Consider the following 24,959-nt stretch of genomic DNA (forward strand, 5'->3'; position numbering starts at 1 on the left):
TTCCAATTCCTCCTCTAAATATAAAAAGACATTTACGCTCATGATCATGATTGATGAGGTAAATGTCTGGTTTAAAAGACAAAATGTGTGTGCGAAATAAGGCGTGAGTATCACTGACGCTTTTCCGACATCTCCTATCAACCGTAGGGGGGTTTGATGTGATAGAGCGGCTGGTATCCTGGCTGGTGAATCTGCAAGCTTTTCATCCTTCCCATCCTAATGACAGTGGATTCCTGAGAAAAGCTCTCCTCACTCACAGTGGCGGGACCGCGCCGGATTTTCACCGGTCTTCCCAATTAAAATTCGACGTGTAATCGAATTACCGACTCTCAAACTATGAATTTATTGTGTTCGATTATATAACGTTCACTTCATTTCGTCAAAGTAAATTTTGAATAATTTTAATTAAAAAAATCCTGAGAAAATTCTATCTTTTCTCAGGACCTCTATTTAAGCTATAGAGATAAAAGATCTGCTTCCAATGTTTTTTCTAAAAGGACATCAGGTGCAGTTAAATATAAAAATCCATTCCCTACAAGGGCTTTCGACTGTTTTAATGGAAGGGTTCTTCTGACAAGCTGAGCATAAACCTCAGGCTCTGTCAGCTTGCGCTGGAACGCTTCTTCTTCGGCATTTTTAATAATGGCTAGTGCACCGCTTACGTGAGGGGCAGCCATTGAAGTCCCTGTGAGCCTGCCATATTTATGGTTAGGAAGAGTGGATAAAATGTCTTCTCCTGGAGCGACGAGGTCGATTTCTTTATTGGCGTTAGAAAATTCAGAGGATTCTCTAGCAAGGGAAACAGAACCGACGGCAATGACTTCATTGTATGCTGCTGGGTAGGAGAACTCTTCCGTACGCTCGTCCCCGTCCCCTTCATTTCCTGCTGCACACACAACAAGCACACCGCTTTTTACCGCATTTTGAATGGCTTCTTGCAGGGCAGGCTCATTGCTTGGACCACCGAGAGACATGGAGATAATATCAACCTTCTGCTCTGCGGCATAGTTGATGCCATCAATGATCCACTCATATTTTCCGCTGCCATTTTCACCGCCAAGAACTTTCACGATGAGCAACTTGGCTTCAGGGGCAACCCCTAAAATTCCGCCATTTTGATCGGTTGCGGCAATCGTTCCTGCTACATGGGTACCATGCCCATTGTAGTCTTTTACATTTTCAGCATCTCCATCGTCATCATCGGTAAAGTTCTTCCCACCGATAATCTGATCTTTTAAGTCGGGATGCTCTGTGTCACAGCCTGTATCAAGGACAGCAATGGTTATGCCTTTTCCTTTGAAGCCACTTGACCAAAGTTCGGGTGCTTTAATCTCCTGAATACTTTCCGGCGTCTCTTTCGCTTCCATCACATTGGCTTTTACTTCATACGGAATTAAGCGAATTTCACCTTTCATAAGAAAGCCCTCCTTATTTTGTTTTCAAAGTAGATTCAGGCTGCATAATGTTATTGTATAAAAGAAACTTTTGATCGGAAAGGGTCAATTGTAATAATTTTTCAAATAATCAATCTATTATCAAAAGTGCAGTTCTCCTCACATATTGACGAAAGAGCTCACCTTTTGAAGAAAACTCTTGATATCATATGAAAAAGAAGGAAATGCTGCATAGTGAGGTTGCACCTGTACAGATGAAAATGGGTGAATAGAACTAAAAGCGGCAGACTAAAAAATAATGAGATGAAGTAACAACTTGAGAAGTAGGCTCAAGTTAAATGTTTTTTCTCAAAAATAATTCCCTCCATAAAAAAATAGATGTGAAGATTGTGACTGTTCCAAATAAGAAAGGCAACATATAATAATGGAAAGACAAGCTTGCCTTTTAGATAGGAGAGATAGAGATGAACAAAGGGAAGATACTCGTAGTCGAAGATGAAAAGAAAATCGCAAGGGTGCTGTCACTTGAGCTTGAATATGAAGGATATGAGGTGACAGTCAAAGAGACAGGAATAGATGGGCTTCAGGCTCTTGAAGAAGATAGCTTCGATTTGGTTCTGCTTGATGTCATGCTTCCAGAGTTAAGCGGGCTTGAAGTGCTGAGAAGGGTTCGAAAGACAAATACAGCGACACCTATTATTTTGATTACAGCAAGGGGAAGTGTTCCTGATAAAGTTAGCGGGCTCGATCTTGGGGCGAATGATTATATAACAAAACCTTTTGATATAGAAGAATTATTAGCACGAATTCGTGCACAGCTAAGGTTGAATATACATGCACAAGAAGAAAAGGAGACAGAGCTGAGCATAGCAGACTTAACGGTCAACGAGAAAACAAGAGAAATACAAAGGGCTGGGCAAATGCTTGAACTCACACCGAGAGAATATGACCTGCTTGTTCACTTACTGAACCATCAGCAGCAAGTGCTCACAAGAGATCAGCTTTTAACAGCGGTTTGGGGTTTTGATTATTTCGGTGATACAAACGTGGTAGATGTCTATATCCGTTATTTAAGGAAAAAAATCGATTACCCATTCGAAAAACAGCTGATTCACACAGTGAGAGGTGTGGGTTATGTGATGAAAGGATAAAGAATGAGATTAAAAAATAAGATTCAGCTTTATACGTCGTTGTCTTTGTTTTTAATGGTGCTCTTGTTTCATACAGCCATTTATTTTATTTTTTCGATGACCTTGACGCAAAAAGATATGTCCCGCTTGTCTGAGGTGGCTGAAAATATTGCGATTGCTTTAAAAAAATCAGAGGAAGAGGGTCTTCCGTCCTCGGAGCTGCTGAAGGCGTACCTGCCTCAAAATGGTATGATCCGTGTCGTGACAGAAACGGGAGAGTCAAAACTGACTGTCACAAAGGAATCAACGTTTAGCTCACTGCCTTTTACATACGAATCTGGCCAGACAGCAGAAATCAAAGAATACAATAAGCATATGATTGCGTTCGCTGCTATTCCGGTCATTTGGACAAATGGTGAGATTATGTCGCTTCAAGTATATGAAGAAATCGAAAATACGGAAGAGAACTTAGCGTTACTAAAAATGATTTTAATCGCTACCGGCGTTTTGTTTATTGTGCTTTCCTATTTTGCAGGCCACGTTTTAACAAAGCAAATTGTCCGGCCGATTAGCAGAATGACGAGTACCATGAAGGCAAGTATGAAAGAGAAGGCGTTTAAACGAATTGAATTAACAGGCGATTCAAAGGATGAACTATATCAAATGGGACAAACCTTTAATGAAATGTCCGAGATTCTCGAGAAGCATTATGAAAAAGAACAGCAATTTTTGCATGATGCCTCCCATGAATTGAAGACACCGATTACCGTCATTATGAGCTACAGCAATTTACTCAAACGCTGGGGGCAAACACGTCCAGAGGTTGTAGAAGAATCCTCCCAAGCGATTCATGATGAAGCGAAAAAAATGAAAAGACTGACAGATCAATTACTGACATTGGCGAAAAACGGCCAGCCGTTATACTTGGATATGAAGCCGGTTGATCTTGGTCATTTGTGCAAGCAGCTATGCCATACACTTGAAGTGGCCACCAATCGAACGATTCAATCTCATGTGCAGACAGATCAGCCGCTGATCGCAGAAGGAGACGAAGAGAAAATCAAACAGCTCTTGACTATCTTAATTGATAATGCGGTCAAATATAGCAGAGAGCCAGTTGATGTGACCTGCGGATGGGCAGGAGACAAGCCATTTATTTCAGTGATTGATCAAGGAATTGGCATAAAAGAAGAGGATCTGCCGAAAATCTTTGACCGCTTTTTCCGTGTGGATGAAGCGAGAAACAGTGAGACGGGCGGAACCGGACTCGGTCTTTCAATTGCGAAGCAAATTGCAGAAGAACATGAAGCCGAGCTGAAGGTAGACAGCCGTATCGGCGAAGGAACAGCCATGACCATTCTTTTTCAGAAATAAATGGGTCTTTTCTCATCAATTTCTCATTTCCTCCTTATAAAATAGGAAATAGGAAGGAGGCGCTGCATGTCTAGAAAAACGAAAATGGTGCTTGCGCTCGCAGGATGTCTTGTGATTCTTGCGGCCTTTGCAATGCTCATGATCCAAACCATTGATCAAAAAATATTAAGTGAAGCAGAAATGAAAAAAATGATCTCAAAAGACTATAATGGAAACATTACACATATTGATTTAATCAATCATAAACAGGACTACACAATGACGCTCGAAAATGCAAATGGCATCTATCAAATCATTGCATCTTCTGCAAGCGGTCAAATGAAAGAAATTAGACAGTTAAAAAGCTATCAGAAGCCAAATGAAAAAAATGCTGAGCTCCAGGCGGAAGAGGCGGCTGTTAAAAAGGTGAGCGGAACCGTCATTCAAAAAAAGGAGACGTCAGATCGTTTCATTTTTACCATCCAATCAAAAAAAGAATTGTATCAAGTTGAGGTCGGCAAACAGTCATTTAAGGTGCTTGAAGCAGAAAAGAAAAAACCAACCTCTAAAGAAAAGAAGCTCACGAAAATCACCGTCGAGGAAGCCATCCAAATTGCCGTCAAAGAAGTTGGCGGAACAGTGGATGATGCTGATCTTGAAACATTCAGCGGTATGCTCGTATTTGAGGTGGAGCTGGATTTGCCTGACGGCAGAGAGGCAGAGGTGCTTGTGAACGCCTATACAGGAGACATTGAGGGCATTACGTACGAAAACTAATCCTTTTCTCATGATATTCTCATGTTTCTTTCCTTCCTTTATCATCTTGTTTTCTTAAGATATAGAAGAAATCAAACAGAGGAGGAAATGAACATGATGAAAAAAGTACTAGTAGCTACAGCATTAACGGGAACTCTTGTCGCAGGTGGTTTCACACTTCAAGCGCAAAATACAAATCAAACAGCAAACGCCGAGCAAGTCGTGCAAAAGAAATCGTCATTTGTTTCAAAGAAACAAGCTGAAAAAGCAGCCTTAAAAGTGGTGAAAGGCTATGTGGATGATGTGGATCTTGAGCGTAAAAAAGGAAAATGGGTGTATGAGGTCGAGATCAAAAAAGGCGGCTTTGAATATAAAGTATATGTCGATGCAAAAACTGGAAAAGCGCTGAATGATCCAGTCAAAGAAAAGAAACAGAACGTGAAGATCACGAAAAAACAGGCTGAAAAAATTGCTCTTGCAAAAGTAAAAGGCACAGTCACAGATTCTGATCTAGATAAAGAAAATGGTGTGTACATTTACGAAATTGAAATCACAACACCAAGCGGCGAGGAAGTTGATTTTGAGATTTTCGCTAAAACAGGCAAAATCCTGAAGCAAGAATGGGATGATTAAGCTATGACCAAACCTTACACTTTCATGTGTAAGGTTTTCATCGTGTAGACAAACCCTCGCATTCGGTGTCAGATCTGCGCTCCGGTGCTCACGAATGTTTCATTCGCTCCGCTCCGGTGCTCGCCCTTCCTAGGGCTGCAAAGGTTTTCTATCACGCTGAATAGAAGACAAAGGGCTAAAATAAAGATCATTTTAGCCCTTTGTCAACAATCTGCAAACCTTACACTTTCATGTGTAAGGTTTTTTCATTGGGACAAACTACGGGAAAGGAGGCGAGAGAATATGAAGAAAAAAGAAGAAGAGCAAACAATGGATCACGCGGAATACGTTCCGCATCCTGATGGAGAAGGATATGCTTTGTTTTTGCATGATTCCTTTCATCTCCTCTCCCAAGAGGATATGAATCAGCCGGAAGAGGAATAAAAAGACATGAAAAGGGCGATGGCTGAGCTGTTTATCGCTCTTTTTTTGAAAAGTAAGCGAATACATAAGGATACTTGGCATCTTGCTTATTGACATCATTCCGCTTTTTCTGTAATCTCAGTGTGTTAACAATATGAGACTTCGTTAGGTGAGGCTCCTGTATGGAGATACGCTGCTGCCCAAAAATGTCCAAAGACGCCAATGGGTCAACAGAAATCATCGACATAAGGTGATTTTTAATGCAGCTGGATTTGATCCTATGCCATACAGTGCTAAAGCTCTACGATTGAAGGAGCAAGTGTTTATTTTGTCATGCTTACAAAGCGCCTTCATTCGGTTGAAGGTGCTTTTTTATGAGAAAAGGAGGTGTGGGGATGGATCATCCCGATTCGAGACACATAAAGAGTATGTCAAAAGATCAGATTGACGCATCAGACAGAGGAGATCCTGACCCCCGCACATTCTAAGGGATTCGGGTATCTCCTGACTTTGGGGAGGTAACAGCGATGATACAGAACATTACGTACGATGAACTCATTTTAAGAATCATTATTTTATTAAGAGACGGCAAACGCAAAGAATTTAAAAACATTATGGAAGAACTTCAGCCATATGATATGGCCTATTTATTTAAAGAACTTCCAGAAAAACACCGAGGCCGTTTCCTCAGCTTTTTAACAATCGATGATGTGACGGAAATGATGGGTGAGCTTGAGCGCGAATACCAAGAAATTGTGCTTGAAAAAGTAGGAAAAGACAAAGCCACCTTCGTCACAAACAAAATGGATAACGATGACCTAGCCAACTTGTTTGATGAAATGGATGATGAGCTGAAAGACCAGCTTTTATCAAACATGGAGGCGGAGGAATCAAAGGCCGTCCAGCTTCTCATGAATTATCCTGCTGAGACAGCAGGCCGGATCATGACCAACCGGTACGTTTGGATTCCTCAGCACTATACGGTTCAGGACGCAGTTGTAAAGCTGAAAAGCTTTGCTGAAATTGCAGAATCGATCAACTATTTATATGTCATTAATGATCAAAAGCAGCTTGTAGGGGTTCTGTCGTACCGGGATCTCATTTTAGGTGAACCAGATGAAAAAGTGCAGGATCTTATGTTTACAAGAGTCATTGCCGTTGGAGCTTTTCAAGATCAGGAAGAAATCGCAAAGCTGATTGAACGGTATGATTTTCTGGCCATTCCTGTTGTAGAAGAGAACAATGTCCTGGTTGGAATCGTCACAGTCGATGATATCATTGATGTCGTCATTCAAGAGGCAGGAGAAGACTATGAGAAGTTCGCTGCCTCTGGTAAAGATATTACATTTGACACGCCCGCTTTTGTTGCGGCATACCGCCGTCTCCCGTGGCTCATTTTACTCTTATTCATTGGGCTGATTTCAGGCAGTATTTTAAATTACTTTGAAGATACCCTTCAGCAAGTCGTCGCCTTAGCCTTCTTCATGCCAATGATTGCAGGAATGACAGGGAATACAGGCACACAGTCGCTTGCCGTCGTCATTAGAGGGCTTTCAAAAGAAGAATTAACGAAAAAAACCATTATGCGCCTGATTTTTAGAGAGCTCCGAACAAGTATTTACATTGGGATTGTCTGTTCCATCATTATTACAGTCGTCGCAATGGTGTGGCAGGGCAATATGATTTTAGGATTTGTTGTCGGTTCCTCACTGCTTGCCACACTGATTATTGGAACGATGGCAGGTACGATCGTGCCTATTATTTTACACAGATTAAACGTCGATCCTGCGATTGCATCTGGGCCGCTGATTACAACATTGAACGATATTTTATCATTGCTTATCTATTTTGGTATTGCGACAGCGTTCCTTCATACACTTATGTAGCAAGAAGACTGTAAAACATGACGTTTTGCAGTGTCAGCGCGCTGACAAACCCTTGCATTCGGTGTCAGTCCTTGCGTGCCGGTGCTCACGAATGTTCAATTCGCTCCGCTCCGGTACTCGTTCTTCCTTGACTTCAAAGGTTTTCAGATCGCGCTGAAAGGTAGACAAAGGACCATCCTTTGTCCGCAATCTAAGCCTGTAAAACATGACGTTTTACAGGCTTTTTTTGTATAAAGATTGCATATAGCGCTTTCATCCTTTACATTTTAAGGAGAAGGTGGGAGAGAAACATGAAGAAATTCTTATTCGTTTTGATGTGTATGTTTTTGCTGAGTGCATGTCAAAGGGAGGACGAGGGGAAAGACCGAAGGCTAGTGGCTGCAGAGCATATGCTTGAAGCCATCACCGAAGGAAATAAAAGAAAAATGGAAGATATCTACGTCGAAGGTGCGGTCCCGAGCCCGGATGACATTCTGAAACTGAAAAAAGAATGGGGCATAGACACGCTTTCTTATGAGGATTTTCAATTGGAAGAAGCCAGCATTCATGTGTTCCATGCGAATTACGAAGATGCAAAAACCGGGAAGAAAAAGGCACTTGCCCTGCGGGTGAAAGAAGATCCTGAAAGAGGTGGCGTGCTGATTGACTTTGTAGGGGTTGTAGAAGGTACTGAAGCTTCCTCTAAATAAAAAGAATCGTTCAAAAGAGCGATTCTTTTTTTGTTTAACGATTTTTATACCGAAAGTGTGCGTTAATCTGACCTTCCAGCATTTTTTTCTTAAATTGTCCGCTTTTTAGCGCTTGTTCTTTTTTCTTCATGTCTTTTAAAATTTCAGCTGTCTGCACACCGTCTTCCCGTTTATTGGCGATGTCCATCAAACGTTCAACATCTGCAAAAGAATATTTCCGTGTGCCTCTTGTTGAGCGCTGGGGGTAAATGAGTTTACGTTCCTCATAATATCGGATTTGCCTGACGGAAAGCCCTGTTAGCTCACTGACAATCCCGATTGAAATGACTTTTTTATCTTTATAAGATACATCTTCCTGCGTCATATACTCACCCCTGCAAGTCTTTTCTTCATATTATATAGAACGAGAAGTGAAAAAACCTATCGTTTGTTAGAAAATATAACACAAAAACGAAAAAAATGAAAAAACCATGGGAGGAAAGATTACAGAGAGTGTGCAATACATCTTACGGCGGCATATAATCATGGTGAATTGACATAGGAGGAGGAGCATATGATGGAGGAAGCACAGATCATTCGTATGGCAAAAGAAATCATCGCATTAGATGTGAAGAGGGATGAATTGCTCGAGCAATTCATGCAGGCTGCAGGTCAGAATGCACATGCGCTTCTAAGAGCCATACAAAATGATTTGTATAAGAAGTCTTCATAAGCACCCGATCCAAATCACTTGATAGGAGGGATAATCGGTGCGGCGTATATTAAAAGAAGCTTTAGCAAAGGAAAGACATTATTATACGAAGCAGCTATGTTCATTAGGGGTTTACAGCCCTGATGAGGCCAAGAACATGACAATTAGTGACTTAAAAAAAGAGTATCATTTCTTTTTCAACAAAACAGAACGCTGTCTGTAAAAATCCCTTGAAATGTGCGTATGTCACATAAAGGGTTCTTTTTTTTGTTTAATATTATAGCAATATTGAATTTTGTAGAAATTTGGCGAATGAAGTGCAAGAAACTATAGATTCTTTACAGATTTTGTTAAAGTGTGTCGCATCTTGATGGTTTGCTGAAAAAGCTTTTTTTCGAGATGATTGTGAAAAATAAGAAGGATTTTAAAAGTTTATATCGAAACCTTATACATAACACGAATGGAGTCACTTATGTGGTTGAAAGGGTTTTCAAAAACGTACTTCTATTTTTTACGAAAGGCTCCAACTGCACCGCAAGACAGCCTTGAAGTTAAAAAAATATTATAAGAGGTAGATATGTGATGAGACTATCGTTTAATGAAGAAGAAGTAGAACGCTCAATGACGCTTTACAAGGTTTTTGCAAGAGCATTTAAAAGCGTTTCAGAACACAGTATTAGAGACAGCAAAGAGCATGGGTTTAATCCAACTGAATTTGCCGTTCTTGAATTGCTCTACACAAGAGGTGCTCAAAAGCTTCAGCAAATCGGCTCAAGACTCCTGCTAGTCAGCGGGAATGTGACGTACGTAATTGACAAATTAGAACGAAATGGTTTCATTGAAAGAGAACAGGACCCCAAGGATAAACGGTCGGTTTATGCCCATTTAACGGAAAAAGGGCGAAGCTATCTTGACAAGATTTATCCGATCCACTCTCTTCGAATTGCGCGTGCATTCTCTGGTCTGACGCGTGAAGAGCAAGAGCAATTGATTAGTCTATTGAAAAAAGCAGGTATTCACAGTCAGCATTTATTATTTAGATAAAACGAAAAGGTGCCATCATTGGCACCTTTTAAATTGTTGACAAAGGGCTAAAGTGATCTTTATTTTAGCCCTTTGTCTTCTTCTCAGCTCAGCGTGACAGAAAACCTTTGAAGTCTAGGAAGGACGAGTACCGGAGCGCAGCGAATTGAGCATACGTGAGCACCGGCACGCAGGACTGACACCGAATGCGAGGGTTTGTCTGCACGCTGGAAGGTGCCATCATTGGCACCTTTTTTATGTGTCAAGCAGCGCCGGATAGGCGATGAATTTTTCAATATCGCTTGCTGGCAGCGGTTTGGCATAATAAAACCCCTGCAGGTCGTCACAGCCCTGGGCAGATAATAGCTGAGCCTGTGCAAACGTTTCAACACCTTCTGCTATCACTTCGAGAGATAATTGGTGTCCCATCGCTATAATAGCCCCTGTAATCTGTTCAGATTTTGAATCACTTAAAATGTCCTCAATAAAGGATTTATCAATTTTCAGTCGATGAATCGGTAAATCCTTTAAATAGCTTAATGAGCTGTGTCCTGTACCGAAATCATCAATACTAATGCGGACGCCAAGTTGTTTTAGCGACGTTAACACCTGTTTTGATTGCTTGATATTGTCCATTGTCATACTTTCTGTGACTTCAAGCTCCAAGAGTGACGGTTTCAGGTCGTATTTTTTCAGTGTGAGCTTGATCAAATCAATTAAGTCTTCAGAATTGAATTGTTTCGCAGATAAATTGACAGCCACAGGAATTTTCAGACCATCGTCATACCACATTTTTGCCTGCTTGCCAGCCGTATCAATGACCCATCTGCCAATATCAATGATCAGACCTGATTCCTCTGCCAGCTCAATAAAAGCCTCAGGTGATTTTAAGGAACCATCTGGTGCCTTCATTCTCAAAAGGGCTTCAACCCCAGTCATCTTTCTTGTTTTGGCACTGACTTGCGGCTGGTAGTGAAGGACAAATTGCTCTCTTTGAATGGCATCCCTCAGCTCCAGCTCCCGGTTTAACCTGTCCTCACTTAATCTTTCCATGGATTCGGTAAAGAACTCATAACGGCTTTGCTTATGTTTTTTGGATAAATACATAGCCATATCGGCTTTTCTCATCAGCTCCATCCCGTCTTTGCCATTTTGCGGAGAGATGGCGATCCCAATGCTGATTGACGTAATGAGTTGATGGTTCTGGATGAAAAAAGGACGTTCAAATTGATACATGATATTTTTAGAAAATTGTTCGATTTTATGTGTATCATGATCCATGTGGGGAAAGATCATTAAAAATTCATCACCGCCAAGTCTTGCGATAAAGCCATTGTCCGGTAAACATTGCGTCAGTCTGTTTGCGGCAGCTTTCAGCAGTAAATCTCCTATGTTATGCCCGAGTGCATCATTAATAATTTTAAAACGATTTAAGTCCAGAAACAGAACCGCTGTTGACGTTTTTGACTTTTCTTGAGCGGAGAGAACATCATTTAAATGATTGATGCCGTGGCGGCGGTTAGGAAGCTCTGTTAGTGCATCATAATGTGCCATCACATGAATTTCTTTTTCTGCAATCCGCTGCTGCGTTAAATCTTTTAAAACAAGATAAATGCTGTCGAGTGAATTGTTCACATGAACAGGTATGTAAGTGACATGATAATAATAAAAACGATCTGCTGTTTTCAGTTCTGCTTCACGTGTGATAGCTTTTTTTGACTGAGAAATAAATTCTTCCCACAACTCAGTCGGCATCACATATTGGCTGACATCATCACCAATCTTAGAATTGTACAACTCTAAGATTTGTTTACCAGAGTCATTTGCAGAAAGAACCTTTCGATCGACAGATAACACGATAATCCCGTCTATATTATGTTTGATAAGCGATTGAAACCGCTGTTCATTTTCTTTCAGCTGATCTGACTGCGTCATGATCCGGTGATCAATATAGGCACCAAAAATCATCAGTGTTTGGACTATAAGTGTCATTAAGCCGACAAAAATCGACAGACTGAATGGCGACATTTCAAGAGATCCACCTATAGCAGCCTGTCCATTTGAATGATAAAACATGGTAGAGGCAGCCATACCAGTATAATGCATACCTGCTATAGCACCGCCCATCAACATTGAACCAAGACTCTTTAAAAGATAATTCTCCCGTTTACTTTTCTTGCGGTCAACAAGAAAGAAGAGTTTCAATGAGAAGTAGGAGGTAATGGCAGCAATGAAAAACGAAAGAAAAAAGAGGACTGGATCATAGCTGATTGAGACATTGGCCATTGATTCCATTCCAAGATAATGCATGCTGCAAATAGCTGAACCCATGGTGATTGAACTAATGAGCAGCCGTCTTCTAGAGAGCTGCTTTTGAATGCATATTGAAAAAGCGATCAAGGATCCGATAAATGAGGCCAAAATCGATAGAATCAGTAAGGATGTATCATATGTGATGCCAACACGCATTTGAAATGCCATCATGCCAATAAAATGCATCGACCATATCCCCATTCCCATGATCATTGCACCAATGAGCAGCCATACCTTTTTCTTTGCACCGCTTGACTGTGCTACCCTGCTGGCTATATGAAGAGCTGAGTAGGAGGCGACAGCGGCGACAGCGATTGACAGAAAGACAAGCCATCCATTGTAGCTTCCTGTTAAATGGGTCATGTAAGAAAACCTCCTGTACTTTAAAACAGACATATACTTAATATATCGGATCGAATGGCTTCTGTGTTCACCTTTCCTTCACTTAAATACAACAATCAACGTTTTTTTCACCCTTCTTTTATAGTAAAATCAAATTTAATGTAAAAAAACGACGAAAATCGAATCGTTTCTTCGGTTTTATTCGTTTAATATATGGTGTGATTCTAAAAGAGATAGAATCAGTCAAATGATTATGTGTGAAAGGGATTGATAAACATCGAAGATTTTATTATTTCTTTAGCTGATGCCTTTAAGAACTTGTCATACTTTGGCATCTTCCTCGCATTATGCATTGAATTTGTACCTGCTGAAGTGGTTTTGCCTCTTGCGGGTTACTGGGTCTCAGAAGGGGACATGGCTTTTATCGGTGTTGTGGCGGCCGGCTCCATTGGCGGCGTGGCTGGTCCTTTGACCTTGTACTGGTTAGGACGTTACGGCGGCAGACCCTTTTTAAATAAATATGGAAAGTACTTTTTTATAAAACCTGAGTCGCTTGATAAATCGGATGCTTTCTTTGAAAAGCATGGCGGATTCGTCGCATTCAGCGGCCGGTTCATACCAGGAGTCAGAACGCTGATCTCCATCCCGTGCGGTATTGCCAAGATGAATGTGTGGGTCTTTTGCTTGTATACGTTTTTGGCAATTACACCAATTACGTTTGTGTATGTGTATCTTGGGTTTATGCTTGGGGAGAATTGGAAAGAGGTTGGCGCCATGATAGATCCTTATCTTTTACCAATTGGGATCGGTGTTGTGTTATTGTTTGTTGTCTACCTATTGATAAAACGAAGAAAAAGAAAAACAGAAACGCCAACTGCCTAATCAATGGATTGAACAGAAAGTCAGCTGTTGACAATCCAGTGTCTATTGATTATGATATAAGTAATCTAAATATTCTAAATCCCGCCAAAGGGGAGTAGCGTCCGGTTTTTACCGGAAACAAAGTCGTCATTACATGGACTGATGTTCATCGGCTTTGTTGGCATGATTCTACATATCACATGTCTAGCAAGACCTTTGCCATTACAGGCAAAGGTCTTTTTTGCATTCATAAGCCTTTGTCTGTTGTGGGACAATAGATAAAAACAAGGAGGAATGATGATGGATGCAGCTATTATTTTAGAGTACGGGTGGGTTCTGCTCGTACTGATTGGATTAGAAGGGATTTTAGCAGCTGATAACGCGCTGGTCATGGCCGTGATGGTCAAACACCTTCCTGAAAAACAAAGAAAAAAGGCATTGTTTTACGGACTTGCAGGTGCGTTTGTCATGCGGTTTGGTTCACTGTTTCTTATTTCGTTTTTAGTGGATGTGTGGCAAGTTCAAGCCATTGGTGCAATTTATCTTCTTTATATTTCCATTCACCATATTTTAAAATCGCACGTATTTAAGAAAAAGGAAACTGAAACAAATGTGAAACAAAGCGGCTTCTGGGCAACAGTCGTGAAAGTAGAGCTTGCCGACATTGCTTTTGCCGTAGATTCCATTTTAGCGGCCGTCGCTTTAGCTGTGACACTGCCAAAAACAAGTCTTCCGCAAATCGGTGGACTCGATGGCGGTCAATTTATTGTCATTCTTTTAGGCGGTATCATTGGTCTTGTTATTATGCGATTTGCAGCAACGGTCTTTGTGAAACTGCTCAAAACAAGACCGAGCCTAGAAACAGCAGCATTTGTCATTGTCGGATGGGTGGGTGTGAAGCTCACGCTTTATACACTGTCACATCCAGCTATTGGGGTCGTATCGTCTCATTTTATCCATTCAGCATTATGGAAAGTCATTTTCTGGACAGTGCTTCTCGCAATTGCAGCATTTGGCTGGTTTTTATCAAGTCCATCAAGAAAAGGCGGGCAGGAAAACGAGGAGAAGCAAGAGGCACGCCTGGGAGAGTAGGTTTTTTGAAAGAAATATCATTTCATTTTCATAACACGTATATTACAAATAAGGGGGAGATACCCCCTTATTTCTTTGCTTTTAGACGAAACATTGTAAAGTAGATGGTGACATACATGTCATAATTAAGTAACAGGAAATGAATTCCTCATTTCTTCCTTTGCGCTTCCCTCATAAATTAGCTATCATAAATGAGTAATATAGGGAGAACTGAGGTGAAACCATTGCTTAGCCTTTTGTTTAAAAAAGGAAAGAAAAAGCAAACATTAGAGCAGTCGGCTATCAGTATTCAACAAGGTGATATCGAACTGCAAAATGCATTAATAGAGCAATACAAACCATTTGTCGCTAAGACGGTTTCATCCGTTTGTAAACGATATATAGATGAAAAAGATGATGAATTCAGCATAGGCTTAATCGCCTTTAATGAAGCGATAGAAAAATACTCTGCCGAAAAAGGAAACTCACTGCTTGCTTTCGCAGAATTAATTATTAAAAGAAAAGTGATTGACTATATTCGAAAAGAAGCAAGAAATGCGCCAACGGTTCAAATGGACCTGCAAGAAAGTGAGAACGGCGAATACTCTCAAAGCATGATTGAAGCGGAGCTCTCTGCAAATGAATATAGGCGTTTAATTGAACAAGAACATAGAAGAGAAGAGATTGAACATTTTAAAGAACGATTGAAAGTATACGGTCTCACGTTTCAAGAGCTGCTTGAGCATTCACCAAAGCATGCAGATGCCAGGCAAAATGCCATTAAAGTAGCCCATACACTCGTTGAACACGATGAGCTGAGAACCATTTTATTTCAGAAGAAACAATTGCCTGTCAAACAGCTGGAAAAGTTAGTGGAAGTCAGCCGCAAAACGATTGAGAGAAATAGAAAATATATCATTGCGATGGCGATCATTATGACAGGTGATTATGTGTATTTGAAAGATTACCTTAAAGGGGTGCTTAATTCATGAGAAGAGGCATTATAGTAGAGAAAAACAAAAAATATGTCACGCTGCTGACCCCTGATGGACAATTTCTGCGGACTAAATATGAAGAGCAAAACTATGAAATCGGCCAAGAAGTGACATTTCCGAATGAATCACGTCTCGAAAGAAAAAGAGCCGGTTTTTTTGACCTGCTTCGTTTACGTCCGTTAAATGCAGGAATCCTATCAATAGCAGCGATTATTGTCGTAATTTTTACTATGATGCCATCTTTCTCAAGTCAAAAAGCATATGCGTATATGACAATTGATATTAACCCAAGCTTTGAGCTGAAGCTTGATCACAATTATCAAGTGATCGGTGTCACACCGCTGAATAAAGATGCAAAGCAAGTACTGGCGAGTATGAAGGATTTAGAAAAAAACGACATGACCAAAGTCGTGCAGGAAATTATAGATGACTGTGACAAAAAAGGATATGTGAACCATTCTAAAAGTATTTATATTTCAACCGTTTATGAAAACAAGCAGGACAATACATATAAAACAAACGTAAAAAGCAAAATTAACACCATTTCTGGTGAATATCAAAAACGCAATTATAAGTTGGAAACTGTGGAAAGTGACATGGAAACAAGAGAAAAAGCTCAAAAGGCAGGCATTTCAACAGGAACATATATTAGAAATCAAGAAATGCAAGATCAAGAACATGAAGACATCAAAAAGGATGAAGACGGAGCAGATAACGATGCTGTGAAGGAAGAAGATCCTAAGAAACATGATGAAGAACAAGCAGATAAAGTCAAACAAGAAGACGAAAAGACAGACGATAGCGAAGAGATGCAGCCAGATCATGAGGCTCCTGAAGCTGAGGACAAAGAGCAGAAGGAGACAGAGAGGGAAGAGCAAGGATCTGTTCAAAAGCCTCAAAAACCTGATGATGCAAGCAAAGACAACAAGATAAAGGAAGAAAAAGATCATTCTTTCGATAAAGAGCAAAAAAAAAATCAATCAACTGATCCTGATGAAAGAAGACACTGGAACGGCACATCACGTGGTGATTCGGAAAAACATGCAAAAAAAAACGGCAGGGATCAGAACAATCCATCCGCTGAACAAAAAAGAGAACATGCGAAGCAAAAAGGGAAAGGTGCACCGTTTCCTTATCGCGATAACCGGCATGAGCACACATATGAACAAAAAAAAACGCCAGATTAGCTCCGGCGTATTTCACCATGTCTTTATTTAGATTGATTGCCCATTTGTGATTGAGCCTGTTGAACGAGTCTTTTTGTGATTTCACCGCCAACAGAACCGTTTGCACGTGAGACTGTATCTGAACCGAGAGTGACGCCAAATTCTTGAGCGATCTCGTATTTAAATTGATCTAAAGCTTGTTCTACTCCAGGAACAAGAAGTTGATTTCGATTTGCCATGTCATATTCCTCCTTTCACCTCATGTTTGTTGCGCCTTCTTATTTTGAAAAAAAAGCCGCACATTTATGCTGGCAATTGCTGTACAAAAAAACCGAGATGATGAAGGTCACCTCGGTTCTTATTTATCCCTTATTCAGCTGAAGCGTATTATACATCATTTCTTGAGCTGTACTTTGCAAATGAGAAGTAAATACAGAGAAGACGGTAGAACTGATAATGCCTTTAATCAAATTCCATTGGCTCTTCGTCAATTCTGTAAACTCGTCATGGAGTTTGTCTGTCTGCTCCTCAGTTATTTCTCGTAAATTTGTTTCCTTTAATGGAAATTGTGTATGGTGATAAATAAAATCAAGGACGTGCGCATATGCTTCATAAAAACGGATTGGACTAATAATATCATCTGTTCGATCTGTGATGGTGTTAAATAAGGCAGATAAGATCATACGAATGGTATCGAAGTCAAAAACTGATTTTAAATCCCTGACAATTAATAAAATAACGACCTGATCAATAGAGTACTTCTTGCCAAGCTCTGGATGGCCAATCATATCTTTAATATCACGTTTGATCCAATTTTGAATCGCCGTCGATTTAAGAGAAGTCAGCTCACACAAGTTGCCAAGCTCAACAATTTCATTTGTAGAAAGACCATGCTCTGATTTTTGCTTCCGCCGTTCAAGCTTCTCAAAAAAAGACGGGATCTTTAATTCATCATAGTCATGATCCTTGCCATTTTTTACAGATAGTTTCAAAAGCTGAAGCGGAGTCAGATCTCCCTCTCCTTTTAGAGAATACAGAAGTCTTGTCATGTCAATTCTCGTTAATTTAAAAGTAACCATGTTCCACCTCATTTGTACGTCAAAACGTGATTATTGATCTAATTCAACATCATAGTCTCTTTTTGATGAAAATGCAAAATAAACTCAAATTCAAACCTGTGCGTCACAATTTGTTCACTTTTCTGCTGGGGCAAATGTCGTAAATATTGATGTGATGGGGCTTTAGCCGTTATGATAAACAGAGAAAGTGATTCCTTTTTCCTTGCAATTTGAGACGTTTATTTTTATAATTTTATTAATAAGTTCATTTGAACTTAATATGACAGCGGAGGTTATGTATGGGTAAGAGAATATTTCTGTTTATATTAACGAACATTCTTGTTATCACTACGATTGGTATTGTACTGTCGGTTATTAGTGCAGCAACTGGTGTTGGTTCTTATATAGGAGCAGACGGAAGACTTAATATCCTTTATCTTCTTGTATTCAGTGCAGTTGTTGGTTTTGTTGGCTCGTTTATGTCACTTGCAATGTCTCGCTGGATGGCAAAAATGATGATGGGTGTACGTGTGTTAAATCCAGAAAAGGATTCATTAACATATGATGAGCAGCAGCTTGTTGACCGCGTGCACAGACTTTCAAGAGCAGCAGGTCTTTCTAAAATGCCTGAGGTTGGTATTTATCAATCATCTGAAGTCAATGCATTTGCAACAGGTCCTTCTAAGAGAAGATCACTTGTTGCGGTATCAACTGGATTGCTTCATGAAATGGATGATGCAGCAGTTGAAGGTGTCATCGCCCACGAAGTCGCTCACGTTGCGAATGGTGATATGGTGACGATGACGCTGCTTCAAGGAATCGTCAACACGTTCGTTGTGTTCCTTTCAAGAATTGCGGCATGGATCGCAAGCCGTTTTGTTTCACGTGAAGAGCTTGTGCCGATTGTTCACTTTATCGCTGTGATTGTCTTCCAAATCATTTTCTCTATCCTAGGAAGCCTTGTCGTGTTTGCATATTCTAGACACCGTGAATTCCATGCAGACCGCGGCGGAGCCGACCTTGCAGGTAAAGATAAAATGATTCATGCGCTTCGTTCACTTGAGGCGTATACGTCAAGAATCAAAGATGATGATCAAACAGCAGTCGCTACGCTGAAAATCAGCGGTAAACGAAAAGCTTCTCTTTTCTCAACACACCCTGATTTGAACGAAAGAATCAGAAGACTAGAAGCAAAATAAGAAAGACGAAAAGACATTCTTTAACAGGATGTCTTTTTCTTTTTGATGAAAAAGAAAATAAAGCATAAAATAGCTTTAAAATCATGTCTCTTTTCATTAAAATGATAAAGGTATTCGAAAAGATAGATAAAAGAAGGAATGACAATGAATCCTATAAAAAAGCTAATTGACCGGCTGTCAGCTTTTCAGTTGATTGCCCTTTATTATTTTCTTGCTGTGACCGTGTCGTTTATTCTTCTCAGCCTGCCAGTGGCTCATCAAGAGGGAGTCAAATGGACATTCATTGATGCCTTGTTTACAGCCGTGAGTGCGGTAAGTGTTACAGGACTGACTGTTGTCGACACCTCACAAACATTTAGTGTGGCAGGGATGTGGATCCTTGCGTTTGTTCTGCAAATTGGAGGCATCGGCATTATGACGCTCGGTACCTTCGTATGGCTTGTCATGCGAAAAAGAATTGGAATTAAAGAAAGAAAGCTGATCATGGCAGATCAAAACCAAAGCAATTTATCTGGAATTGTGAAACTAATGAAGCAGGTCTTATATTTAATTTTGCTGATTGAGTTTGTCGGCGGGCTGATTTTAAGCATGTATTTTCTCAAGTATTACGATGTGCAAAGCGCTTTCTTGCATGGCTTCTTCTCAAGTATTAGTGCGACAACCAATGGTGGCTTCGATATTACAGGGAGCTCTCTTATCCCTTACAAAGATGATTATTTCGTCCAGTTTATTACAATGCTGCTGATCATCTTTGGAGCGATTGGCTTTCCTGTGCTTGTGGAAGTAAAGGATTATTTGTTCAATCAGGACCGTAAGCACGCATCGTTCTCATTGTTTACAAAAATCACCACGCTCACGTTCGGCGGCCTTGTCGTTGTTGGAGCGATTGGAATCTATGCACTTGAAGCCGGGTTTAGCTTTGTAGGGAAAAGCTGGCACGAAATCTTGTTCTATTCTTTGTTTCAATCGACTGCAACAAGAAGCGGTGGGCTGACAACGTTAGATATTACGCAGCTGACGGAACCGACGCTTTTATTTTTATGTATGCTCATGTTTATCGGGGCTTCCCCAAGCTCTGTGGGGGGCGGCATTCGGACAACTACGTTTGCTCTTAATTTACTCGCCTTGTTTCATTTTGCTAGGGGAAATAAGTCCATTAAAATCTTCAAGAGAGAGCTTCATCAAGCGGATATTAATAAATCCCTTATGGTAACCATGATGGCGTTTATTTTGGTCTTTGGCGCTACGTTCCTGTTATCCTTAACAGAGCATAATACACTTCTTGAAAATTTATTTGAAGTTTGCTCTGCTTTCGGAACAACGGGGCTGTCGCTTGGGATCACCTCAGATCTCACTGTGTTTGGTAAATGTATCATCATGGTGGTCATGTTTATTGGCCGGATCGGCATTCCAAGCTTTTTATATTTAATAGGCCGAAGAGAAAGCGAAGCAAATTATCATTATCCGAAAGAGCGCGTCATTATTGGTTAAACAGCATTCCATTTGAATGCTGTTTTTTTATTTCCATTATCTAACTGGCTAAATCATATGGGATGTTCGCAATCTATAGGTAAGAGGTGAACGAGACGTGCTTGATGTATTATGGAAAGCAATTGTCATGCTGCTAGTTGGTACCTTGCTGCTGAGAATAGCAGGGCCTAAATCCATTAGTCAATTAACTGTACAACAAACAGTGATTATGATTTCAATCGGATCGATTATTATCCAACCCTTTATTGAGCATAATTTACTTGAAACCATTTATGCAGCTACCATCTTTATTGTGGCACTTGTCATTATGGAAAAGCTGTCAATTCAATCGGATTTTTTTGAAAAATTGCTTTCAGGCAAATCGGTTGTGATTTTACAAGATGGCGAAATGCTTGATCATAAGCTGAAGAAAACAAGGCTCACAAGGGATCAATTTAAAATGCGTTTAAAGCAGCAAGGCATCACTGACATCAGCTGTCTCAAAAAAGCCACGCTAGAAGCCAATGGACAAATTGGCTATGAGTTAAAACCTGAGGAAAAGCCAGTGACGGTCAAGCAAATGAAAGAACTCCTTGACCAATTAAGAGAAGAACTAAACCTGTCAAAAAAGGACTGAATGTAGATGAAAAGAAAAGCAGCGAAAAATGAAGCATTAACAAATAATATGACGCCGACAGAAAGCATGGCACATGATCAAGGACAAACTCAATTTGACGAACAATCAAGAGATCGTCAGGCAAACCGAAATTCTCATAAAGGAAAACAAGGGGGAGCATCTCGTGACTAAGAAGCATATGAAGAGCAAAGAGATGAAGGACCATAAAAAGCCAATGGACCCAGATATTTTAGAAGAGGAATTTGGCAGTGAGCTTGGAGATATTAACAGCAGCAAATGGATTGATACATTGGTGAAGCCAAAGAAAGATGCTGCATGTCAGCAGAATAAGAAATAGAAAAAAACGATCCATGAAGGATCGTTTTTTATTTGATATAACTGCCTTGCCTGCCGGTGATTGTTCGCATGAGATTGGTCATTTTGAGCTCAATCACTGGCTGTGCAACGGTTTTGACAAAAGTGCTAGACAGGGTAAAGGTTAACAAAATGGTCAGCAGCAATAAAATGAGTACACTTGCTGCATTTAGCGCCCAGTCATCAAACCAAGTGGTTCTTAGCAGTTTGATTACAAAGCCATGTAATAAATAAACATATAACGTTCTTGTTCCCCATTTTGTAAAGAAGAAACGGCGTGTTGGAACTAATGCAAAGAAGCTGAATGTAGCGCCAAATGCAAGCAAATACCATGCCATTCGTTTCATCGCCGCAATCATTCCTTCATCTCCAAGAGAAGCATACGACTTTGAGCCAAATAAGAAGGAATAATCAAATTCATAGAAGTAGCAAAACAGGAACACAGCCATTAATACAAAAAGTGCTGCAAGTTTTCCTTTGCTTGTACGGATGAATTCAAAATGCTGCTTTTTTAAATAGAATCCAGCTAAAAACATAGGCAAAAAGACAAACGTACGTGATAAGCTGAGTGTATCGCTGATGCTGTCCACATAACCGACAAGTAATGCAATCGATAAACTGACAATCATCGCCCAGTGGAACGGCAGTTTTGAAAAAGGAATAAGCAGCAAGTTCCAAAAGAATAAACTAATTAAAAACCATAAGGACCATTGCGGATCAATTGGATTTAAATTGGCCATGCTTTGATCCTGTAATAGATAATAGTAAACCGAATAGATCACCTGAAAGATTAAATATGGGATGATCAGCTTAACGGCGACTTTTTTCATAAAGCCCGGTTTTCTAAACCCTTTTGCAAAAAAGCCAGAAACTAAAATAAAGGCGGGCATGTGAAAGGTATAAATAAACTTGTATAAATAGAGCATCCAGTCATTATCATGAATGAATGATCGTAACAAATGACCAAAAACAACTAGAAAAATCAGAAGGAATTTCGCATTATCAAAATAACTATCTCGTGAAGATGCCATAACATCACCTTTCCTGCTCGTTTTCGAACATAAATGTTCTAAGTGCACTGTTCCCTTATTTGCCTCATTCTAAAATACATTTTGGCTTAATTCGCTATTTGATGTGAAATTGTAGAACGGTTGTAAAAGAAGCGTAAGAAAAGTGAATCGTTATACAATCCTGTCATCCAAATGAAATAAATGAGACAGTCTTCGTATAAAAAGTTATCTTTTTTTATGAGTCGAATGAAGGAACAATGAAAATATTGTAGAAATATTGTAGAGGAATGAGGCTGGAAAAGGAGTGTAAGAGAATGACTGAAACGCTCGATGGCAATAGGTTAACCCCTGCGGGAGATATCAGAAAATTAGAAAAAGAGAACGAATATTTGCGAACTGAGTTGATGCAGCAAAAAATGCTGTTAAATAAGACGCTAGATGCCATTTTTATATTTGATCAGCACCTCAACATCATCCAAGCTAACGAAGCAACTTGCAGGCTTGTCCAGACACCGAAAGAAGACCTCCTCAATAAATCCGTTCTAGATTTCCTATACGGCATCCCGAAAGATAAAGTTGAATGCTCACTCGATCTATTTTTTCGAAAAGGTACGTTAAAAAGAGAAATCTCCATTCAGCTGGAAAATGGCGAAACAAAATACATTGAATTTGTCGCAGAGCACGATACCATGAATCAGCAGTATATAGTGGTTATGCGAGATATTTCATCAAAGAAAATATTAGAACGAGAACGCTCCATGAATGAGCAGCTGTTCAAAGATTTGTTTGACCGAGCGATTGATGGGATGGTCATTTTTGATCAGGATGGCTGCATGATTGATGCGAATCATTCTTTTTGTCAGAGCTTTGAGCTGCAAAAGACTGATTTAACCGATCGTTATTTACATGAATTTGTCGAAGAAGAAAACCTTCCCGCCTTGCAGCATCTTTTAACGTCACTTAAAGAAACAGGGAAAGCAAAAGGGGAGCTTCCTGTTACCCTTCAATCTGGCCAGCAAAAATTATTTGAACTCACCATTACATCAAATGTGATGAGTGGTTTTTATATGTCCATCATGCGGGATATTACAGAAAAAAGACTGATGGAAGAGAAGCTGTTAAAAAGTGAAGAACGCTTTAGAGAAATTTTCGAAAATGCAATGGATGCCATCATCATATGGGCGGACGATGGAGAGATTGTGAGAGCCAATGAATCAGCCTGTCGAATTTTTGAATTACCTATGCACTCACTGATTGGCAAAAAACTTACCGACTTTCTCGTCAAATCTGATAAGAGATATAGACCAACAAGAAGACGCTATATCCGGAATCATGAAATAAGGGAAGAGCTATTATTTAAAATGGCAAATGGCCAGTATAAAGAGCTTGAGTTTACATCAAAGCATGCGGTATTAGAAGGACAGCACTTAACCATTTTACGTAATGTAAGTGATCGAAAAAGAATGGAGCAGGAACTGCGCGAAAGTGAGCTTAAATTCCGCAAAGTATTTAATGGATCAATGGACGGCATTGTTCTTTTTGATAATCAATACCGAATCATTGAAGTTAATCCATCTGCCAGCGAGCTGCTTCAATTGAAGGACGATCATTTAACAGAAATGAATCTTTTCCACATCCTTGCCCCTTATCAAATAGAAAATTTGGCTCAGCCCGCCGAGGCGATGTCATTAGATGAAATGGATAATGAGGTTCCGTTTGTACTGAACCATCCAGATCAGCGTATCCTGGAATTCTCTTTTAAACGCAACATTATCCATAATATGAATTTGGCGATCTTTAGAGATGTGACAGAGCGGAAGGAATTAGAAGAGCGGGTGAGAAAATCAGATACCCTTCATGTGGTCGGAGAGCTTGCCGCTGGAATTGCTCATGAAATTAGAAACCCGATGACAGCCTTAAAAGGCTTCATTCAGCTGTTAAAAGGAAATATAGAAGGGGAGTATTCGCTCTATTTCAATGTCATCACATCAGAGCTGAAAAGAATTGAATCCATCATCACCGAATTTTTGATTTTAGCGAAACCGCAAGCCATTGTATATGAAGAAAAAAATGTGGTGCAGATTGTGAAAGACACGATGGATCTTCTTCACGCACAGGCGAATCTTGGCAATGTTCAAATGCATCTCAATGTGCTGGATGAGATTCCGCTCATTTATTGTGAACAAAACCAATTAAAGCAGGTCTTTATTAACATTTTAAAAAATGCAATTGAAGTCATGCCGCGCAAAGGAAATGTCTATGTGAGCATTCAGCGGAAGGGCGAGGAGCATATTGTCATTTCACTGCGTGATGAAGGTTGCGGAATGGCAGAGGATAAGCTAAAGCGTCTAGGTGAGCCTTTTTATACAACGAAAGAAAGAGGAACTGGACTTGGCTTAATGGTTAGTTATAAAATTATTGAAGAGCATCAAGGAACCATTGAGGTAGAAAGTGAGGAAGGCGTAGGAACCGTCTTCCATCTCACGCTGCCACTTAGGCAGCAGAAACAAGAAGGAGAGCAGTAAC

Annotated in this window: 26 protein-coding genes and 3 riboswitches; of the genes, 20 read left to right on the plus strand and 6 right to left on the minus strand. The window is 40.1% G+C overall.

The features are described from left to right. Positions 1–150: 150 nt before the first annotated feature. Positions 151–342: riboswitch (cobalamin riboswitch) on the minus strand. Positions 343–455: 113 nt separating this feature from the next. After that, on the minus strand, positions 456–1,415 hold the full coding sequence (locus tag ASE42_RS07315; protein WP_024424648.1) for a S8 family peptidase: 960 nt from the start codon (positions 1,413–1,415) through the stop codon (positions 456–458). Positions 1,416–1,858: 443 nt separating this feature from the next. On the opposite strand from ASE42_RS07315, the gene ASE42_RS07320 reads away from it, so the two are divergent. The 7 genes from ASE42_RS07320 to ASE42_RS07345 all read left to right on the plus strand — a co-directional run bounded on the left by ASE42_RS07320 (position 1,859) and on the right by ASE42_RS07345 (position 8,243). Continuing rightward, complete coding sequence (locus ASE42_RS07320) at positions 1,859–2,545, plus strand: response regulator transcription factor (protein WP_024424649.1); 687 nt, start codon at positions 1,859–1,861, stop codon at positions 2,543–2,545. A gap of 3 nt (positions 2,546–2,548) precedes the next feature. Then, on the plus strand, positions 2,549–3,898 hold the full coding sequence (locus tag ASE42_RS07325; RefSeq protein ID WP_056766267.1) for an ATP-binding protein: 1,350 nt from the start codon (positions 2,549–2,551) through the stop codon (positions 3,896–3,898). Between the two features lie 66 nt (positions 3,899–3,964). Continuing rightward, positions 3,965–4,654: a PepSY domain-containing protein gene (locus ASE42_RS07330; RefSeq protein ID WP_024424651.1), complete on the plus strand. Its 690-nt coding sequence runs from the start codon at positions 3,965–3,967 to the stop codon at positions 4,652–4,654. A 93-nt stretch (positions 4,655–4,747) separates the two neighbouring features. Next, entirely contained in the window at positions 4,748–5,266 is a 519-nt protein-coding gene (locus tag ASE42_RS07335; protein WP_056766269.1) for a PepSY domain-containing protein, read from the plus strand. A gap of 282 nt (positions 5,267–5,548) precedes the next feature. After that, complete coding sequence (locus tag ASE42_RS19060) at positions 5,549–5,689, plus strand: hypothetical protein (RefSeq protein ID WP_003212346.1); 141 nt, start codon at positions 5,549–5,551, stop codon at positions 5,687–5,689. Between the two features lie 133 nt (positions 5,690–5,822). Then, positions 5,823–5,987: riboswitch (M-box (ykoK) riboswitch) on the plus strand. Between the two features lie 208 nt (positions 5,988–6,195). Beyond that, positions 6,196–7,554, plus strand: coding sequence for a magnesium transporter (gene mgtE, locus ASE42_RS07340; RefSeq protein WP_024424654.1), 1,359 nt, complete (start codon positions 6,196–6,198; stop codon positions 7,552–7,554). 290 nt (positions 7,555–7,844) lie between these two features. Further along, a complete protein-coding gene (locus ASE42_RS07345; protein ID WP_024426817.1) occupies positions 7,845–8,243 on the plus strand; it encodes a hypothetical protein in 399 nt (132 codons plus the stop codon). 34 nt (positions 8,244–8,277) lie between these two features. On the opposite strand, the gene ASE42_RS07350 is transcribed toward ASE42_RS07345, so the two are convergent. Continuing rightward, positions 8,278–8,607: a MerR family transcriptional regulator gene (locus ASE42_RS07350; protein WP_024424656.1), complete on the minus strand. Its 330-nt coding sequence runs from the start codon at positions 8,605–8,607 to the stop codon at positions 8,278–8,280. A gap of 192 nt (positions 8,608–8,799) precedes the next feature. Between ASE42_RS07350 and ASE42_RS19065 the strand changes: the two genes are divergently transcribed. From ASE42_RS19065 to ASE42_RS07360, 3 genes are all read left to right on the plus strand, one after another. Next, a complete protein-coding gene (locus ASE42_RS19065; RefSeq protein ID WP_162860201.1) occupies positions 8,800–8,955 on the plus strand; it encodes a hypothetical protein in 156 nt (51 codons plus the stop codon). A 37-nt stretch (positions 8,956–8,992) separates the two neighbouring features. Then, positions 8,993–9,157 carry a hypothetical protein gene (locus ASE42_RS07355; protein ID WP_056766271.1) on the plus strand — a complete coding sequence of 55 codons (165 nt, stop codon included), beginning with the start codon at positions 8,993–8,995 and terminating at the stop codon, positions 9,155–9,157. Between the two features lie 356 nt (positions 9,158–9,513). Further along, positions 9,514–9,978, plus strand: coding sequence for a MarR family winged helix-turn-helix transcriptional regulator (locus tag ASE42_RS07360; RefSeq protein WP_087975546.1), 465 nt, complete (start codon positions 9,514–9,516; stop codon positions 9,976–9,978). Between the two features lie 234 nt (positions 9,979–10,212). On the opposite strand, the gene ASE42_RS07365 is transcribed toward ASE42_RS07360, so the two are convergent. Further along, positions 10,213–12,633: an EAL domain-containing protein gene (locus ASE42_RS07365; RefSeq protein ID WP_056766273.1), complete on the minus strand. Its 2,421-nt coding sequence runs from the start codon at positions 12,631–12,633 to the stop codon at positions 10,213–10,215. Positions 12,634–12,879: 246 nt separating this feature from the next. Here ASE42_RS07365 and ASE42_RS07370 point away from each other — a divergent pair, with 246 nt between their 5' ends. The 4 genes from ASE42_RS07370 to ASE42_RS07385 all read left to right on the plus strand — a co-directional run bounded on the left by ASE42_RS07370 (position 12,880) and on the right by ASE42_RS07385 (position 16,726). Next, positions 12,880–13,494 (plus strand): DedA family protein, encoded by a 615-nt coding sequence (locus tag ASE42_RS07370; protein WP_025092317.1) that lies wholly within the window; start codon positions 12,880–12,882, stop codon positions 13,492–13,494. A gap of 77 nt (positions 13,495–13,571) precedes the next feature. Next, a riboswitch (yybP-ykoY riboswitch) is annotated at positions 13,572–13,678 on the plus strand. A 95-nt stretch (positions 13,679–13,773) separates the two neighbouring features. Next, a complete protein-coding gene (locus tag ASE42_RS07375) occupies positions 13,774–14,565 on the plus strand; it encodes a TerC family protein (protein ID WP_025092318.1) in 792 nt (263 codons plus the stop codon). Positions 14,566–14,780: 215 nt separating this feature from the next. Continuing rightward, complete coding sequence (sigI, locus tag ASE42_RS07380) at positions 14,781–15,536, plus strand: RNA polymerase sigma factor SigI (RefSeq protein ID WP_003210952.1); 756 nt, start codon at positions 14,781–14,783, stop codon at positions 15,534–15,536. After that, positions 15,533–16,726, plus strand: a complete 1,194-nt coding sequence (locus ASE42_RS07385; protein ID WP_056766275.1) for an anti-sigma factor domain-containing protein — start codon at positions 15,533–15,535, stop codon at positions 16,724–16,726. The genes sigI and ASE42_RS07385 overlap by 4 nt, the downstream gene beginning before the upstream one ends. Before the next feature lie 23 nt (positions 16,727–16,749). On the opposite strand, the gene ASE42_RS07390 is transcribed toward ASE42_RS07385, so the two are convergent. Both ASE42_RS07390 and ASE42_RS07395 read right to left on the minus strand, forming a co-directional pair. Next, on the minus strand, positions 16,750–16,944 hold the full coding sequence (locus tag ASE42_RS07390) for an alpha/beta-type small acid-soluble spore protein (RefSeq protein ID WP_024424662.1): 195 nt from the start codon (positions 16,942–16,944) through the stop codon (positions 16,750–16,752). A gap of 123 nt (positions 16,945–17,067) precedes the next feature. Continuing rightward, positions 17,068–17,784, minus strand: coding sequence for a DUF1836 domain-containing protein (locus ASE42_RS07395; RefSeq protein WP_025092320.1), 717 nt, complete (start codon positions 17,782–17,784; stop codon positions 17,068–17,070). Positions 17,785–18,062: 278 nt separating this feature from the next. Between ASE42_RS07395 and htpX the strand changes: the two genes are divergently transcribed. The 5 genes from htpX to ASE42_RS19075 all read left to right on the plus strand — a co-directional run bounded on the left by htpX (position 18,063) and on the right by ASE42_RS19075 (position 21,406). Next, positions 18,063–18,962 carry a protease HtpX gene (gene htpX, locus ASE42_RS07400; RefSeq protein ID WP_024424664.1) on the plus strand — a complete coding sequence of 300 codons (900 nt, stop codon included), beginning with the start codon at positions 18,063–18,065 and terminating at the stop codon, positions 18,960–18,962. Positions 18,963–19,106: 144 nt separating this feature from the next. Next, on the plus strand, positions 19,107–20,453 hold the full coding sequence (locus ASE42_RS07405; protein ID WP_080652937.1) for a TrkH family potassium uptake protein: 1,347 nt from the start codon (positions 19,107–19,109) through the stop codon (positions 20,451–20,453). A 97-nt stretch (positions 20,454–20,550) separates the two neighbouring features. Beyond that, positions 20,551–21,069 (plus strand): DUF421 domain-containing protein, encoded by a 519-nt coding sequence (locus tag ASE42_RS07410; protein WP_024424666.1) that lies wholly within the window; start codon positions 20,551–20,553, stop codon positions 21,067–21,069. Positions 21,070–21,075: 6 nt separating this feature from the next. Next, complete coding sequence (locus ASE42_RS19070) at positions 21,076–21,240, plus strand: hypothetical protein (RefSeq protein ID WP_087975542.1); 165 nt, start codon at positions 21,076–21,078, stop codon at positions 21,238–21,240. After that, the gene (locus ASE42_RS19075) at positions 21,233–21,406 is read left to right on the plus strand and encodes a hypothetical protein (RefSeq protein WP_166644678.1); all 174 of its coding nucleotides are present in this window, start codon (positions 21,233–21,235) and stop codon (positions 21,404–21,406) included. Before ASE42_RS19070 ends, ASE42_RS19075 begins: the two co-directional genes overlap by 8 nt. A 28-nt stretch (positions 21,407–21,434) precedes the next feature. On the opposite strand, the gene ASE42_RS07415 is transcribed toward ASE42_RS19075, so the two are convergent. Further along, positions 21,435–22,454 carry an acyltransferase family protein gene (locus ASE42_RS07415; RefSeq protein ID WP_041116436.1) on the minus strand — a complete coding sequence of 340 codons (1,020 nt, stop codon included), beginning with the start codon at positions 22,452–22,454 and terminating at the stop codon, positions 21,435–21,437. A 293-nt stretch (positions 22,455–22,747) separates the two neighbouring features. Here ASE42_RS07415 and ASE42_RS07420 point away from each other — a divergent pair, with 293 nt between their 5' ends. After that, positions 22,748–24,958: a PAS domain-containing sensor histidine kinase gene (locus ASE42_RS07420; protein ID WP_056766277.1), complete on the plus strand. Its 2,211-nt coding sequence runs from the start codon at positions 22,748–22,750 to the stop codon at positions 24,956–24,958. The last annotated feature ends 1 nt before the right edge of the window (position 24,959 follow it).

The organism is Bacillus sp. Root920, from assembly GCF_001429445.1.
Lineage (GTDB): Bacteria > Bacillota > Bacilli > Bacillales > Bacillaceae > Bacillus > Bacillus safensis.

What these genes read in the sequence shown, in the direction of transcription:
- ASE42_RS19060 (WP_003212346.1), top strand. Translation starts at nt 5,549, where the DNA reads ATGAAGAAAAAAGAAGAAGAGCAAACAATGGATCACGCGGAATACGTT.
- ASE42_RS07315 (WP_024424648.1), bottom strand. Translation starts at nt 1,415, where the DNA reads ATGAAAGGTGAAATTCGCTTAATTCCGTATGAAGTAAAAGCCAATGTG.
- htpX (WP_024424664.1), top strand. Translation starts at nt 18,063, where the DNA reads ATGGGTAAGAGAATATTTCTGTTTATATTAACGAACATTCTTGTTATC.
- ASE42_RS07405 (WP_080652937.1), top strand. Translation starts at nt 19,107, where the DNA reads ATGAATCCTATAAAAAAGCTAATTGACCGGCTGTCAGCTTTTCAGTTG.
- ASE42_RS07345 (WP_024426817.1), top strand. Translation starts at nt 7,845, where the DNA reads ATGAAGAAATTCTTATTCGTTTTGATGTGTATGTTTTTGCTGAGTGCA.
- ASE42_RS19070 (WP_087975542.1), top strand. Translation starts at nt 21,076, where the DNA reads ATGAAAAGAAAAGCAGCGAAAAATGAAGCATTAACAAATAATATGACG.
- ASE42_RS07320 (WP_024424649.1), top strand. Translation starts at nt 1,859, where the DNA reads ATGAACAAAGGGAAGATACTCGTAGTCGAAGATGAAAAGAAAATCGCA.
- ASE42_RS07350 (WP_024424656.1), bottom strand. Translation starts at nt 8,607, where the DNA reads ATGACGCAGGAAGATGTATCTTATAAAGATAAAAAAGTCATTTCAATC.
- ASE42_RS07395 (WP_025092320.1), bottom strand. Translation starts at nt 17,784, where the DNA reads ATGGTTACTTTTAAATTAACGAGAATTGACATGACAAGACTTCTGTAT.
- ASE42_RS07335 (WP_056766269.1), top strand. Translation starts at nt 4,748, where the DNA reads ATGATGAAAAAAGTACTAGTAGCTACAGCATTAACGGGAACTCTTGTC.
- ASE42_RS07375 (WP_025092318.1), top strand. Translation starts at nt 13,774, where the DNA reads ATGGATGCAGCTATTATTTTAGAGTACGGGTGGGTTCTGCTCGTACTG.
- ASE42_RS07365 (WP_056766273.1), bottom strand. Translation starts at nt 12,633, where the DNA reads ATGACCCATTTAACAGGAAGCTACAATGGATGGCTTGTCTTTCTGTCA.
- ASE42_RS07390 (WP_024424662.1), bottom strand. Translation starts at nt 16,944, where the DNA reads ATGGCAAATCGAAATCAACTTCTTGTTCCTGGAGTAGAACAAGCTTTA.
- ASE42_RS07415 (WP_041116436.1), bottom strand. Translation starts at nt 22,454, where the DNA reads ATGGCATCTTCACGAGATAGTTATTTTGATAATGCGAAATTCCTTCTG.
- ASE42_RS07330 (WP_024424651.1), top strand. Translation starts at nt 3,965, where the DNA reads ATGTCTAGAAAAACGAAAATGGTGCTTGCGCTCGCAGGATGTCTTGTG.
- ASE42_RS07420 (WP_056766277.1), top strand. Translation starts at nt 22,748, where the DNA reads ATGACTGAAACGCTCGATGGCAATAGGTTAACCCCTGCGGGAGATATC.
- ASE42_RS19065 (WP_162860201.1), top strand. Translation starts at nt 8,800, where the DNA reads ATGGAGGAAGCACAGATCATTCGTATGGCAAAAGAAATCATCGCATTA.
- ASE42_RS07385 (WP_056766275.1), top strand. Translation starts at nt 15,533, where the DNA reads ATGAGAAGAGGCATTATAGTAGAGAAAAACAAAAAATATGTCACGCTG.
- ASE42_RS07325 (WP_056766267.1), top strand. Translation starts at nt 2,549, where the DNA reads ATGAGATTAAAAAATAAGATTCAGCTTTATACGTCGTTGTCTTTGTTT.
- mgtE (WP_024424654.1), top strand. Translation starts at nt 6,196, where the DNA reads ATGATACAGAACATTACGTACGATGAACTCATTTTAAGAATCATTATT.